The sequence below is a fragment of the Lactiplantibacillus daoliensis genome (assembly GCF_005405005.1).
Lineage (GTDB): Bacteria > Bacillota > Bacilli > Lactobacillales > Lactobacillaceae > Lactiplantibacillus > Lactiplantibacillus daoliensis.
Window position 1 is genome coordinate 159,252 of sequence record NZ_BJDH01000004.1, and the last position, 12,557, is coordinate 171,808.

Below are 12,557 nucleotides of genomic sequence, written 5' to 3' on the forward strand. Positions count from 1 at the left end.
GTTATTTCCCCCTGACTGTTGTCCCGATGTGTTCACCGGCGACAACTTTGCGAATATTACCTGGTTCATTCAAGTTAAAGACCACCACTGGAATATCATTATCCATTGATAATGAGCTAGCTGTCGTATCCATAACTTGCAACCCTTTATTGATAATATCAAGATGAGTCAATGTATCGAATTTAACTGCGCTGGCATCCTTGTTGGGATCAGCTGAGTAGACACCGTCAACGCCGTTCTTAGCCATTAAAATGGCATCAGCGTTGATTTCAGCAGCACGCAATGCCGCCGTCGTGTCAGTTGAAAAGTAGGGACTACCAGTCCCACCAGCAAAGATCACGATCCGACGCTTCTCAAGATGGCGCATTGCCTTCCGCCGAATATAAGGTTCAGCAATCTGCCGCATTTCAATCGAAGTTTGAACCCGAGTTGGGACGCCAATCGATTCCAAATTATCTTGAAGTGCTAGGGCATTCATGATGGTTGCTAACATTCCGATATAATCCGCTTGGGCGCGTTCCATGCCCATTTGAGCACCGGCTTCGCCACGCCACATATTACCGCCACCAACGACGATTGCAATCTGGACGCCCATTTCATAAACATCCTTAAGTTCTTCGGCAACCGTTTTAATGACTGGTGGGTTAATCCCAAAGCCTTTTTTCCCGGCTAGGGCTTCACCACTCAGCTTTAGGATCACACGCTTATATTTTACTTCCGACATCGTTTCGTCCTCCTCGAGATTATCTATAACCATTCTACCATATTATCAATAACCATTATACAAAAGCCTGAATTCAGACTTCAAATCACATTTTTACAAAAAAAGGGAATTACCACAAAACAATGTTTGTCGCAATCCCCCTTAATCATTTTTATAAGCGGTAATTATTTTTTGATTTGGCTCATGATTTCGTCAACAAAATTACCAGTTTGCTTTTCGATACCTTCGCCGACTTCAAAGCGAACAAAGGTGTTAACCTTGCCGCCCTTAGATTCAACGTAATGTGAAACAGTTTGATCAGAATCTTTAACAAATTCTTGATCATCCAAACTAATTTCAGCCAACCATTTGTTCAAACGGCCTTCGACCATTTTTTCGACGATCTTTTCAGGCTTGCCTTCGTTTAAGGCTTCCTTAACTAAAACGTCTTTTTCATGAGCTAATGTTTCGGCAGGCACTTGGTCGCGTGAAACATATTCTGGGTTAATTGCAGCCACGTGCATGGCAACGTCTTTAGCAGTTGCTTCATCAGCACCGTCTAAGACAACCAAGGCACCAATTTGGCCACCATTATGAATGTAAGCACCAAAGTTTTGGTCAGCTTGCTTTTCGATCACTTTGAAACGACGAAGACTAACTTTTTCACCAGTTACTTGAGTCGTTTCAATAATGTCATCACTGATCGTCCCTTTTTCGGTCTTTAAAGCTAAAGCAGCTTCAAGATCTTTAGGAGCTTCCAAGGCGATTTGATCAGAAATCTTAGCAATCAAATCCTTGAATGGGTCACTTGAAGCAACGAAGTCTGTTTCAGAGTTAACTTCAACGATTGCAGCATGGTCGCCATGAATTGCAACAGCAGCCATTCCTTCAGCAGCCACCCGGCCACTCTTCTTTTCAGCTTTAGCAACACCTTTTTCGCGTAAAACGTCAACGGCTTTCGCCATGTCGCCTTCTGCTTCAACTAATGCTTTTTTAGCATCCATCATACCAACGCCAGTTTTATCACGCAGTTCTTTAACTTGTGCTGCAGAAATCTTTGCCATAGTGTGTCTCTCCTTTGAGTCCGTTTGATTTTTTTATAAAAGGCTGCCCACAAAATCAGGCCGATGAGGTCCGCGATTTTTTAGACAGCCTAATTATTTCAATTATTTATTGTCAGACTTCTTGTCATTGTCGCCTTCAACGGCTTCAACGATATCTTCCAATGAGTCAGCGGACTTCTTAGCGTCCTTGTTACCCTTGAATGAGTCTTCTGTAACGTCTTCATCTTCACCTTGACGACCTTCAATGACAGCGTCAGCCATCTTAGAAGTAATCAAACGAACGGCACGAATAGCGTCATCGTTTGAAGGAATGATAACATCAATGTCATCAGGATCAGTGTTGGTATCAACCATCGCAACGATCGGAATGTTCAACTTTTGAGCTTCCTTAACCGCGATTTGTTCCTTACGAGGGTCAACGATAAAGACAACATCTGGAATCCGAGGCATATCTTCGATACCACCCAAGAACTTTTCAAGCTTTGCCCGTTGTTTCATTAACAATGAAACTTCCTTCTTAGGCAAACGGTCGAAAGTTCCGTCTTCTTCCATCTTCTTCAAATCTTTAAGACGTTTGATCCGAGTTTGGATGGTGTTCCAGTTAGTCAAAGTCCCACCTAACCAACGATGGTTAACGTAGTACTGACCAGCACGGGTAGCTTCTTCTTCGATTGAGTCTTGTGCTTGTTTCTTAGTCCCAACGAACAAGATAACACCATCATCAGCGGCAGCATCCTTAACGAAGTTGTAAGCTGAATCGATCATCTTAACCGTCTTTTGTAAGTCAATGATGTAGATTCCGTTACGTTCCGTAAAGATGTATGGTTTCATCTTAGGATTCCAACGACGGGTTTGGTGACCAAAATGGACACCGGCTTCAAGCAATTGTTTCATAGAAATAACAGCCATAATAAATATGCCTCCAAAAAATTTGTTTTATTCCTCCTTGCCGCTCAACTGCCACCGGAACTCTCCCGAGCACATCCAGTCACATCCCAACAAGTGTGAATTGGTTTTAACACCGAAAATTAGTATACCGAAGATTGGCCCCGCTTGCAAGAATTTTCATCAGGAATTTGTGAATTTTACAAAGTGTGTTACGATACTATCCTGCATAGGAGGCTCAATTAAAATGATCAAAGCCATCATTTTTGATGTAGATGACACGCTCTACGACCAAAAATCACCATTCAGCACGGCCTTAACGCAAACGACACAATTACGTTTCACCCCGGTTGAATTGGCAACTGTTTTCAATCGTTTTCGTGAATTCACCGACCGGACATTCCATCAAGTCACGGCGCATGAACTCAGCTTAGAAGCCTGGCAAACGGCCCGGTTACGGCACGCGCTCGCTGAACTAATTGCCGAAACAATTACAACTGATTGGTCGATTCAATTTGAACTAGCTTACCATCAAGCCTTAAAAAATATCGACCTATTCGCTGGCCTTGGTCCTGTCCTTGAAAAAGTTAGTCACTATTTTCAAATCGGTATTATTACCAATGGACCGGCTAAGATCCAGCGCCAAAAATTGCATCAATTACAAATCGAACGCTATGTGCATCCCGATGATATCTTTATTTCAGAAGAACTCGGGATTGCTAAACCTGATCCATCGATTTTTACGACTTGGGCTCATCAGGCCGGCATCAAGGCAAATGAAGCCGCCTACGTTGGCGACAATGCCGTTTTAGACATGACGAGTGCCAAACATGCCGGATGGCAAACCTTTTGGTATAACCATCGCCAAAACGGTCAAAATCAGCCTAGTGTCATTCCAGATCAAATCATTCAAACTCCCGCTGAACTAAATGACTTGCTGTTGGCCTTAACTGCCGCAGCCACTGCCTAATGTAGTACTAACGACTATCAAATGATAGCCGTTTTTTTGCATAGATCAACAAAAAAAGAGCGTCCATCCGAAGATGAGCGCTCTTGAATAACTCAGGAGAAATTAGTCAAACTTAACTTGCGTGTCAGCTTTACCAGTTTCGATGAATTGTTTGTTGTTGTCCATTGAGATGTGCACCATGTTATGAACAGCTGGTTCAGTATAGAACGCAGTATGTGGTGTAATCAAAACGTTGTCGCGGTTGAACAAGTTCATGAAGACCTTGTCATCAATCGTTTGACCTTCAAGATCTTTGTTGAAGATCTTAGTTTCGTATTCATAAGTGTCAAGGGCAGCACCGGCAACTTTGCCGCTGTCTAAGGCCTTGATCAAATCTTCTGAATCGATGAGAGTCCCACGGGCAAAGTTCAAGATGTAGGCACCATCTTTCATCTTGCTGAAGGCATCAGCATTTAACATGTGATAGTTGTCCTTCAATGCAGGAACGTGCAAAGTAATAACGTCTGATTGAGCGAATAATTCGTCCAATGTGTCAACGTACATACCTTCTTTTTCAAGTTCAGCGTTACGGTAAACATCGTAACCGATAACTTTAGCACCGAAACCTTTGAAGATATCGATAGCTGCGCGGCCAATCCGACCAGTACCAATAACACCAACAGTCATCGTGTTTAATTCTTTAGCGATGTTTGGTGCCCAACGGAAGTCTTGTTTAGCCAACTTCTTGTTGAATAATGGGGTTTGACGTAGCAATTGCATCAATTGGGTTACTGATAATTCAGCAATCGCATTTGGTGAGTATGCAGGTACGTTAGAAATCTTTAATCCACGTTCTTTAACAGTTGGGACGTCAACATTGTCGACACCAACGTTACGAAGTGAAATGTTCTTAACGCCTTCATCAGCCAACTTGTTCAAAACAGCAGCGGTGTAATCCTTTTGTTGGTATACATCGGCACCGTCAAAACCTTTAGCCAATTCGGCAGTTTTTTCGTCAAGTAGTTCTGAGACTAACTTAACTTCAACATCGGGATGTTCTTCCATCCATGTCTTGAAGAATGGACGTTCGTCATCACGTACAGCATATGCAATAATTTTCATTACAAAAATTCCTCCTATATATTGATACATTAGATATTATAACAGTAAATGTCAGAAAAAGAATGACTATTTCTGAAAACTTTAGAAAACTTTCACGCCATGTGCGGCTAAGTACTGTAACTTCGCAGTTCTGCGTTGATGTTTAAAAGCATATTCGGCTTTCAAAGCCGCTGATTTGGTGTCAAAGGTTTCATGATAGATCATTTTTAGTGGCCGCCTTTTTTGTGGTCGCGTGTATTTAGCGCCCTTGCCCGCGTTATGTGTCGCGAGCCGACGATCTAAGTCATCCGTGAAACCGCCATATAACGTTTGATCCGCACATAACAAGACATAGAAATAATACGGTTTAGTTGCCATAGAGTAGTTTGTGCACCTCTTCTCCATAGCTGCCATCGGCCTGATACACGATGACTGGCGGCAAAATCCGCACGCCATTTGGCCGACCGGATTTAATCATTTCAATCAAAACCATGTTAGCTTCGCGATCCGCTTTAGGATGCACAAATCTGAGCCGCTTTGGTGCCAACTGATGTGCGCGCATCGTTGCGAATAGATCATCTAAGCGTTCTGGCCGATGCACAAAATAAGCCTTACCGTTAGTCTTGAGCAGCTCACTGGTCACAGTCATAATCTGATCCAAATTGGCTGAAATTTCATGGCGCGCGATTGCTAAATGTGGGTTGGGATTCTTTTTGCTAGTTGGCTGATCTTTGAAATACGGCGGATTGCAGAGGACAACGTCGATTGAATCTTTCTTAATACGTTTGGTAATTGTCAATAAATCTTCATTTAAGACGGATAATCGATCGGTTAAATCATTTAAAATGATACTTCTCGCCGCCATATCGGCTAAACGCGGCTGCAGCTCAACTTCGGTAATGTGCCCACGGGTTTTAGCACTGACAAATAAGCCTACTGCGCCAGTCCCCGCACACAAGTCAACCATCTGCGTCTTGGCCGCCACTGGCACTTGAGAAAAGTCTCCTAATAAAACCGCATCTAATGAGAATGAAAACACTGTTGGGCTTTGAATAATTTGGATGGTTTGACTGTATAATTGGTCGATTCGTTCATCGGCCTTCAATGGTACAGCTGTCATAGGCTCCCTACTTTCATAAAAACTCATTGTCAGCTTAACATAATTTACTTGCAGAAATCGAAAAATTTCGTCATACTATTGGCAATTAGTATTTCGAAAGGAAGTTTGCGATGTTCTATTCTTTTATGCGCGGACTGGTTCGGGTCATTATTGCCATTATTAATGGTAATACCCATTACCAAGGCCGCGAAAAATTGCCCAAAGGTGGCTACGTCCTAGTTGGCCCGCATCGCACGTGGTTTGACCCGTTATTATATGCCTTAGCGGGAAGCCCGATGCAGTTCAGCTTTATGGCCAAGGAAGAATTATTTAAAAATCCCGTTTTACGCTTCATTTTAGTGCATGCGAATGCCTTTCCAGTGGATCGACAGCATCCAGGTCCCTCGGCCATTAAGACTCCGGTTAAATTTTTACGTCAAGGGAATCTTTCATTAATCATGTTTCCATCCGGCACGCGGCACTCCCAGGAACTAAAAGGTGGCGCAACGGTAATTGCAAAAATGGCCGGTGTCCCACTGGTGCCGACGGTCTATCAAGGTCCCTTAACGTTCAAGCGACTCTTTAGTCGTAAGCGCATAACCGTGCGTTTTGGTGATCCAATCTATATCGACCGTAAGTTGAAGCTTGACGATGCTGGACAAAAACAAATTGAAACTCAAATGTTAACGGCTTTTGACGAACTCGATCAACAAATTGATCCAAGCTTCCATTATATTGACCCAGCCGAAAAAAAACACGCCAACTAAGGCGTGTTTTTTTATTACCATTACTTGCTGTCGTTTTTAGATGCAGCTTTCATTGAGTTTAACATTTGATGCAGTTTCTTTTCGGATGGGCGTTGACCCATTTGCATCATCATGCTGCGCAACATTTCTTCACTAATTGGTGGATTTTGTTTCAAGTAGTTTTGCATGTAGTGCCGAGCACCAAAGAAACCACCGGTAAGACCGACTAAAACGCCGATAACGACAATTAAGATCCAAACACCAGTAGACACAGTCATTCCCCTCCCTTTTTATTGACTTCATTAAACTAGTCTACACAAATTAACCCTAAAAGAAAAGGAAAATTTGTCATTTGACAAATCTTCCTTGTAAGCGCTAATCATCACGCAAGCCGCGGTCACGCTGAACTTGACGAACCTTTTCAGGGGTGACTTCTTTACCATCTTTATCATACACTTGTAACATTTCGACTTGTTGCCGGAAACCGGCCCGAAATTCTTTTAAGTATTTTTGACGTAAGTCTTTTCGTTCGAGTTCTTCTAACTCTGTGAGGCCTTCTGCCTTGGCTTTGTGCGCCAATTCATTAATTCGACTCAATAATTCTTTTGAAATCAAACTGTTCACTCCTTTCAAAAGCATGACTAGAATACTCGATTTTTGACACTAAATCAATTAAAAGTATTTGTCAACCGAACATTTGTTTGAAAGCGTCAAAAACCTATGCTACAATGATTTTAACAACTAAAGAAAATTAAAATGAGGTGCCAAGATGAGTAAAACATCTGAAAGCAAACAAATGGCCGTTCTGCGTTTTATTTATGAACGTGTCAATGAAAAAGGTTACCCGCCAACCGTTCGTGAAATTGGTGAGGCCGTTGACTTATCTTCGACCTCGACCGTCCATGGTCACATCGCCCGCCTTGAAAAGAAAGGTTTGATTCAAAAAGACCCGACTAAACCCCGTGCGATTGAAGTCACACCGGCTGGCTACGACGTCCTAGGTGTAGAAACCACACCACACCAAATTCCAATTTTAGGGACAGTTGCGGCTGGACAGCCGATTCTAGCTGTCCAGGAAGCGACCGACTATTTCCCAATTCCTAAGGATCTTGAAACTTTCGGTGGCGACCTATTCATGCTAACCATTCGCGGTGAAAGTATGATCAATATCGGTATCTTGAACGGTGATCAAGTTATTGTTCGCCGTCAAAGTTCAGCAGACAATGGCGACATCATTATTGCCATGACCGATGAGAACGAAGCAACTTGTAAACGATTCTTCAAGGAAGCGGATCATTATCGGCTCCAACCAGAGAATGACACTATGGCACCCATCATTCTAACCAACGTTTCTGTTTTGGGTAAAGTCGTGGGCCTGTATCGTGACATGTTATATTAGCATCTACCAAGCAATCGTCGTTGACGGTTGCTTTTATTTTTGTAGTGCTTTAAGGGCCTCACGCTGTGCCAACGCAGATAATTGATGACTGGTGACAAAGGCCTTTACCCACGCCGGAGCCGTTTTACTATAATCTCTTAAAGCCCAGCCAATTGCCTTTTGAATGAAGAATTCTGAATCAGGTTGTGACTTTTCGATTGCTTTGGTTAAGAACACCGGATCCGTCGCATCTTTTAAGCTTAATTGTAATGTGATGCCAACTCGGCGGGGCCACATCTCATCGGTGGTAATAAATTGGTTGCCGCAAGTCGTTAAACATTCCTGCTCAACTAAATAAGTTGTCATAACTTTGCGCCAAGCATCCACCGTGTCCCACCACGCTTTTACCGTGATCTGGGTGACACACCAGTCAAACAACTCCGGTGTAAAACGTTTGACGTTGGCTAATGCGAGATCAATCGCAACGTACTGATATTCACGGGCCGGTTGCTGCATGTAGCCGGCAATCCACGCTTGCAATTCCGATAAATCTACTTGTCGACTTAATTTAATTATCGGCTTTGTAAGTTCACGTCGTTCGGTCGCCTTAACACCTAAAAAGAAAAATTGATCACGCATGTACGCCGCCATCGCAACTTGATTTTCGGGATGACTCGGCAAAAATAACTGTGGCAATTAAAAAGCTCCTTTCAGTCCAATGAATTTAACGCTCATCAATGAAGCTGTCAATGGTATAATGATTACACTAATTTAAAATTTGGGGGTTGGTTTCATGTTATTCTTAGCCATTATTGGCTTACTTCTTTTTCTCTTGGCCTTTTTCTCAGTTCTATCTGCACGTCAAAGTGGCGGTGGTTGGAAATTTCTAGCCGTCGTCGCCGTCTTGAGTGCATTGTTAACCATTTTCGCAATTGTTAAATTACCCTACTGGCCCTACAATCAAACTCACAACGCTAAAACAACGGCTACCTCAAGTAGCAGTGCCAGCAAAAACAATCGTACCGCAAAAATCGGTTCTTCTGAGGTTGTTTTTAACGAAGCCAACCAAAAGAAAGCTGCTGCAACCACTGAGCTTAAAGAAAACAGCATTCTAAAACAACTCAAGTCAAATTACAAATCGATGGGAACAGTTAGCTTGGATCGTAAGACCAAAACATTCACGGTGACCCCTACGAATGCGAAGTATGTTAAATCGCTAAAAACGGTCAAACAGTATCCGGACAAGAACCAAAAAGCAATCACAACGATTACACAGAACTATGAATCCTTATCAAACTCAATCAAAAAACATTTAGCTAAGGGTTACACGATTCAGTTGTTAGAACCAAGCACCACTAATGCGCTACTTAGCGTAAAAGATGGTGAAGTTGTCACTAACAACTTCAAATAATAAAATGCGTTGTCAAACCACTCAAACTGTGGCTAGCAACGCATTTTTTTAGTTCTCGCGATCTTGATATTGTCGTTGCTCATGCCGTTGCCCCGTCAGGACAAAGCGATGTGGGTCATCATCACAAGCAATCGTTTGATCGTCAGCGTTGAGTGCCAGCTGACCATTAAACAACATCTCATATTCTGTCACACTCACTCGGCGTCGACGTGCCAATCGCTGTGGCAACCCTAAGTCTAAGCCCTGCTGATAGTTTGCTTGTAAGCGACCAGTATAAAATTCACCCTCAGCACCTGAACCATAGCTAAATAGTCCAATCAGATCATCAGTCATTAGCTCAGGATCAGTCAATAATAGGGAAAGTAAGCTTAAATACAGTGAACCCGTATAAAGATTTCCGACTTCACGGTTTAACTGACGGGCATGTTCAAAATGAGTTGATAATGCTTGTTGCTGTGTTGTCGTTGCCATTGGCAGGACACTGCGCAATGCTTTTAAACCCATTTTTGTATATGGCAAATGGAAAGTTAGCGCCTTAAAAGCCTCAATTGTTGTCTGCTGCTCTTCGAGGTAAGTCTTAAAAACATCCTGAAAATAATCAATGTAGATGTTGGACGAATACTTGCCATCAACTAAGGCCGTCGTGTGGTATAGTGGCCGCCAAAAGTCCATCACATCTTGACTCAATAATACCGAATCATCTGCCAAAGCCAACACTTGCGGGTCCGCACTAATTAACATCGCCATGGCCCCACCGCCCTGCGTGGGTTCCCCAGGCGTATGTAAACCATAACGAGCAATATCGGTCCCAATTACCAGTGCCTTTTTTTCAGGATGAACATGAACGTGATCCTGCGCTAATTTCACCCCAGCAGTGGCGGCATAGCAAGCTTCCTTCATCTCAATGGTTCGCAGCCGTCGATCTAGCCCCAGCAGTTTAGCAACGTAGATGGCGGCCGCCTTAGAGTTATCGACACCCGATTCCGTTGCGACGATCAGGAGATCAATCGCCTTGATATCTGCTGCCGTTAGCATCGGCGCAGCGGCATTTGCTGCCAATGTTACTGCGTCTTGACTGGGTGGAATCACTGCCATTTTTGATTGGCCAATGCCAATTAAATATTTGTCAGGTGCTTCATTACGAGCAGTTGCTAATTCTGCCATATCGACATACAAGTGTGAACTTGCAAAATGTAGCTTATCTATTCCAATTTTCAACGTATTTCCTCCAGTTTGGCTCATACAATGATTTCATTCAATGTCGCCGACCTAAGTAATGAAAATCAGGGTCAGTACCAATTTTGTAGCATGCAAATGACTTCGCCAACTCATTGTGAAAGGTCACTAAAATCGCTGGGGTCGCCCAAGTTGACGCTCCCCAAAAGACTGTATCATCGAACTCACGATAATCATTAGGATAGCGATAATAGCCCCACTTATCATCCCACATCGTGCCATGCGTATTAAGCCAATCTTCAGCTAACCCAGCTTGCACGACCGCAATAACATCCTGGTTGTCACGGATTAGTTGCGCCATTTTATCCCAATCAAGTTGCCACTCATGTCGATTGGGATTTTTTATCCGGCTTCCCATCGGGGTATGCTGCAAATCAATTGGTTTCAGATCAATAAAATCCATCTGAATCACCTCTTAAACTTCCATGTCTAAGTTTACTTAAATCTAACAAATTCAGCAAGTTACTCGCCCAAAATAAAAAAGCGACCGGCCAACGCCGATCACTTTCTGATCATTGATTTAAAGTTTAATTACTGAATCTGTCTGTTGATTAAGCATTGCTGGAGTGACAACTTGCCAAGCTTCGTTGTCAGCGGTACTGTCATCGTCGGTTGACTCATCGTCATCATCTTGAGTATCTGCGTCTTGATCATCTGTTGAATCATCATCTTGACTGTCGGTATCTTGATTATCCGTTGTGTCATCGTTACTATCCGTATCGTCATCATTGGTATCTTCGTCGTCATTGTCATCATTTGTATCTTCATCATCATCGTCATTGGTGTCATCATCACTGTCATCCGAATACGAATCTGCTTTAGATACTGCCTTCGCTGACAGTGCGGCCACTAAGCTAACATCATCTTGACTATTAATAAATTGCTTAAGCAAGTCAGCCTTGCTCAAGGTCACATGAGGAAAAGTGCTCCATGCGCCTTCCCCGGATGACGGTGCGACCGTTACAGTCGCTGCGGAGATTGAAATCAAACCACATTCAGAATCAACGGTTCCTTGGTCGATCATACCATCTGATAGTTCAAAGTCAGGTGATTCATTTGCATCTGAAATTGAGTAATGCCATTCCTTTAGATAAGCCAACACATACCAATCATTATCAGTCAGTTGCTTTGCAAACTGATTACCACTCGCAGCAGACTCAGTGACATCATGATTTGAGTTCGTATCACTTTTCACCGCAGTCTTCTTGGAACTATGATGCTTATGTTTCTTATGACTGACTTGACTCACTTTCGAATGGCTACTAACAGTATTTGAAGACTGCTTTTCACTTCCACAACCTACTAACACAACTGCCATCATTAAAAATGACACCCCGACGAGAAACTTTTTCAATTGAAACCCCTCCAAAAATAATTACTTCTTACTTATATTACAATACAAATTAATTTAATTAAATAGGCCGTGTTTAACTCTGTTCACGATTTATCGCTTTCACGACTACTATCAACTAAATAAAAACACATCCTATGACTTGACCTGAGACGCGTTTCATAAGTTATAGTGGCGTTGAAAGTTAATTAGAGGAGGTTTTTCAAATGAGTTTATTCAAACGTTCTTCAGTCATCAATCAATTGTCTGCACCGGTTCAGGGTGAATCAGTCAACGTCGAGACTATTTTTGATGGCATGAGTATCCCAGGTCAGCTCAAATTTGCGATACACCCAAGTAATGATGCTATTTTTGCGCCACTAAATGGCGAAGTAACCGATCTGACGTCCCATCACATTGCGATGACCGCTATCTCTGGTGATTGTTATTGGTTAACACTACAAAGATCGGCTAATGAAACAGCCGGAACTTTCGACTGGCAAGTCCGAATTGGTGATTCAATTTCGCCGTTAACCTTGTTAGGAACATTAACGGCAACCGACTCAAAATCACTAATTATTTGCAGCCGAATCGGACTTTCATCAACAATAGAAGCTCAAAAACAGCGTCGATTTAGTGCGATCTTTGGCTAACC

Annotated in this window: 17 protein-coding genes; 5 read left to right on the forward strand and 12 right to left on the reverse strand. The window is 42.7% G+C overall.

The window, feature by feature from the left end; all coding sequences use genetic code 11:
- Position 1: 1 nt before the first annotated feature.
- From pyrH to rpsB, 3 genes are all read right to left on the reverse strand, one after another.
- On the reverse strand, positions 2 to 724 hold the full coding sequence (pyrH, locus tag FFM64_RS06580; RefSeq protein WP_137607218.1) for a UMP kinase: 723 nt from the start codon (positions 722 to 724) through the stop codon (positions 2 to 4).
- A 164-nt stretch (positions 725 to 888) separates the two neighbouring features.
- Positions 889 to 1,767, reverse strand: coding sequence for a translation elongation factor Ts (tsf, locus tag FFM64_RS06585; RefSeq protein ID WP_137607219.1), 879 nt, complete (start codon positions 1,765 to 1,767; stop codon positions 889 to 891).
- 102 nt (positions 1,768 to 1,869) lie between these two features.
- A complete protein-coding gene (gene rpsB, locus FFM64_RS06590; protein WP_137607220.1) occupies positions 1,870 to 2,676 on the reverse strand; it encodes a 30S ribosomal protein S2 in 807 nt (268 codons plus the stop codon).
- Positions 2,677 to 2,899: 223 nt separating this feature from the next.
- On the opposite strand from rpsB, the gene FFM64_RS06595 reads away from it, so the two are divergent.
- Complete coding sequence (locus FFM64_RS06595; protein ID WP_137607221.1) at positions 2,900 to 3,622, forward strand: HAD family hydrolase; 723 nt, start codon at positions 2,900 to 2,902, stop codon at positions 3,620 to 3,622.
- Positions 3,623 to 3,724: 102 nt separating this feature from the next.
- On the opposite strand, the gene FFM64_RS06600 is transcribed toward FFM64_RS06595, so the two are convergent.
- From FFM64_RS06600 to FFM64_RS06610, 3 genes are all read right to left on the reverse strand, one after another.
- Positions 3,725 to 4,723, reverse strand: a complete 999-nt coding sequence (locus FFM64_RS06600; protein ID WP_137607222.1) for a D-2-hydroxyacid dehydrogenase — start codon at positions 4,721 to 4,723, stop codon at positions 3,725 to 3,727.
- A gap of 81 nt (positions 4,724 to 4,804) precedes the next feature.
- A complete protein-coding gene (locus tag FFM64_RS06605) occupies positions 4,805 to 5,080 on the reverse strand; it encodes a GIY-YIG nuclease family protein (RefSeq protein ID WP_223876915.1) in 276 nt (91 codons plus the stop codon).
- Entirely contained in the window at positions 5,070 to 5,822 is a 753-nt protein-coding gene (locus tag FFM64_RS06610) for a tRNA1(Val) (adenine(37)-N6)-methyltransferase (RefSeq protein ID WP_137607223.1), read from the reverse strand. The genes FFM64_RS06605 and FFM64_RS06610 overlap by 11 nt, the downstream gene beginning before the upstream one ends.
- Positions 5,823 to 5,932: 110 nt before the next feature.
- Between FFM64_RS06610 and FFM64_RS06615 the strand changes: the two genes are divergently transcribed.
- Positions 5,933 to 6,568 (forward strand): lysophospholipid acyltransferase family protein, encoded by a 636-nt coding sequence (locus FFM64_RS06615; RefSeq protein ID WP_137607224.1) that lies wholly within the window; start codon positions 5,933 to 5,935, stop codon positions 6,566 to 6,568.
- 20 nt (positions 6,569 to 6,588) lie between these two features.
- Here the strand turns inward: FFM64_RS06615 and FFM64_RS06620 are convergent, their stop codons facing one another.
- Both FFM64_RS06620 and FFM64_RS06625 read right to left on the reverse strand, forming a co-directional pair.
- A complete protein-coding gene (locus FFM64_RS06620; RefSeq protein WP_137607225.1) occupies positions 6,589 to 6,825 on the reverse strand; it encodes a YneF family protein in 237 nt (78 codons plus the stop codon).
- Positions 6,826 to 6,922: 97 nt separating this feature from the next.
- Positions 6,923 to 7,186 carry a DUF896 domain-containing protein gene (locus FFM64_RS06625; RefSeq protein ID WP_171000320.1) on the reverse strand — a complete coding sequence of 88 codons (264 nt, stop codon included), beginning with the start codon at positions 7,184 to 7,186 and terminating at the stop codon, positions 6,923 to 6,925.
- A gap of 130 nt (positions 7,187 to 7,316) precedes the next feature.
- Between FFM64_RS06625 and lexA the strand changes: the two genes are divergently transcribed.
- Positions 7,317 to 7,946: a transcriptional repressor LexA gene (gene lexA, locus FFM64_RS06630; protein WP_137607227.1), complete on the forward strand. Its 630-nt coding sequence runs from the start codon at positions 7,317 to 7,319 to the stop codon at positions 7,944 to 7,946.
- A gap of 33 nt (positions 7,947 to 7,979) precedes the next feature.
- Here the strand turns inward: lexA and FFM64_RS06635 are convergent, their stop codons facing one another.
- Positions 7,980 to 8,621, reverse strand: coding sequence for a DNA alkylation repair protein (locus FFM64_RS06635; protein ID WP_223876916.1), 642 nt, complete (start codon positions 8,619 to 8,621; stop codon positions 7,980 to 7,982).
- A gap of 97 nt (positions 8,622 to 8,718) precedes the next feature.
- Between FFM64_RS06635 and FFM64_RS06640 the strand changes: the two genes are divergently transcribed.
- Positions 8,719 to 9,336, forward strand: a complete 618-nt coding sequence (locus tag FFM64_RS06640; RefSeq protein ID WP_137607228.1) for a hypothetical protein — start codon at positions 8,719 to 8,721, stop codon at positions 9,334 to 9,336.
- 48 nt (positions 9,337 to 9,384) lie between these two features.
- Here the strand turns inward: FFM64_RS06640 and FFM64_RS06645 are convergent, their stop codons facing one another.
- The 3 genes from FFM64_RS06645 to FFM64_RS06655 form a co-directional block, all read right to left on the reverse strand.
- On the reverse strand, positions 9,385 to 10,554 hold the full coding sequence (locus FFM64_RS06645) for a hydroxymethylglutaryl-CoA synthase (RefSeq protein ID WP_137607229.1): 1,170 nt from the start codon (positions 10,552 to 10,554) through the stop codon (positions 9,385 to 9,387).
- Positions 10,555 to 10,591: 37 nt separating this feature from the next.
- Positions 10,592 to 10,975, reverse strand: a complete 384-nt coding sequence (locus FFM64_RS06650) for a hypothetical protein (RefSeq protein ID WP_137607230.1) — start codon at positions 10,973 to 10,975, stop codon at positions 10,592 to 10,594.
- Positions 10,976 to 11,092: 117 nt separating this feature from the next.
- Entirely contained in the window at positions 11,093 to 11,926 is an 834-nt protein-coding gene (locus tag FFM64_RS06655; RefSeq protein WP_137607231.1) for a hypothetical protein, read from the reverse strand.
- A 203-nt stretch (positions 11,927 to 12,129) separates the two neighbouring features.
- Between FFM64_RS06655 and FFM64_RS06660 the strand changes: the two genes are divergently transcribed.
- Positions 12,130 to 12,555 (forward strand): PTS sugar transporter subunit IIA, encoded by a 426-nt coding sequence (locus FFM64_RS06660; RefSeq protein WP_137607232.1) that lies wholly within the window; start codon positions 12,130 to 12,132, stop codon positions 12,553 to 12,555.
- Positions 12,556 to 12,557: the final 2 nt, after the last annotated feature.

What these genes read in the sequence shown, in the direction of transcription:
- FFM64_RS06620 (WP_137607225.1), bottom strand. Translation starts at nt 6,825, where the DNA reads ATGACTGTGTCTACTGGTGTTTGGATCTTAATTGTCGTTATCGGCGTT.
- rpsB (WP_137607220.1), bottom strand. Translation starts at nt 2,676, where the DNA reads ATGGCTGTTATTTCTATGAAACAATTGCTTGAAGCCGGTGTCCATTTT.
- FFM64_RS06625 (WP_171000320.1), bottom strand. Translation starts at nt 7,186, where the DNA reads ATGCTTTTGAAAGGAGTGAACAGTTTGATTTCAAAAGAATTATTGAGT.
- FFM64_RS06605 (WP_223876915.1), bottom strand. Translation starts at nt 5,080, where the DNA reads ATGGCAACTAAACCGTATTATTTCTATGTCTTGTTATGTGCGGATCAA.
- FFM64_RS06650 (WP_137607230.1), bottom strand. Translation starts at nt 10,975, where the DNA reads ATGGATTTTATTGATCTGAAACCAATTGATTTGCAGCATACCCCGATG.
- pyrH (WP_137607218.1), bottom strand. Translation starts at nt 724, where the DNA reads ATGTCGGAAGTAAAATATAAGCGTGTGATCCTAAAGCTGAGTGGTGAA.
- FFM64_RS06640 (WP_137607228.1), top strand. Translation starts at nt 8,719, where the DNA reads ATGTTATTCTTAGCCATTATTGGCTTACTTCTTTTTCTCTTGGCCTTT.
- FFM64_RS06615 (WP_137607224.1), top strand. Translation starts at nt 5,933, where the DNA reads ATGTTCTATTCTTTTATGCGCGGACTGGTTCGGGTCATTATTGCCATT.
- lexA (WP_137607227.1), top strand. Translation starts at nt 7,317, where the DNA reads ATGAGTAAAACATCTGAAAGCAAACAAATGGCCGTTCTGCGTTTTATT.
- FFM64_RS06600 (WP_137607222.1), bottom strand. Translation starts at nt 4,723, where the DNA reads ATGAAAATTATTGCATATGCTGTACGTGATGACGAACGTCCATTCTTC.
- FFM64_RS06595 (WP_137607221.1), top strand. Translation starts at nt 2,900, where the DNA reads ATGATCAAAGCCATCATTTTTGATGTAGATGACACGCTCTACGACCAA.
- FFM64_RS06610 (WP_137607223.1), bottom strand. Translation starts at nt 5,822, where the DNA reads ATGACAGCTGTACCATTGAAGGCCGATGAACGAATCGACCAATTATAC.
- FFM64_RS06660 (WP_137607232.1), top strand. Translation starts at nt 12,130, where the DNA reads ATGAGTTTATTCAAACGTTCTTCAGTCATCAATCAATTGTCTGCACCG.
- tsf (WP_137607219.1), bottom strand. Translation starts at nt 1,767, where the DNA reads ATGGCAAAGATTTCTGCAGCACAAGTTAAAGAACTGCGTGATAAAACT.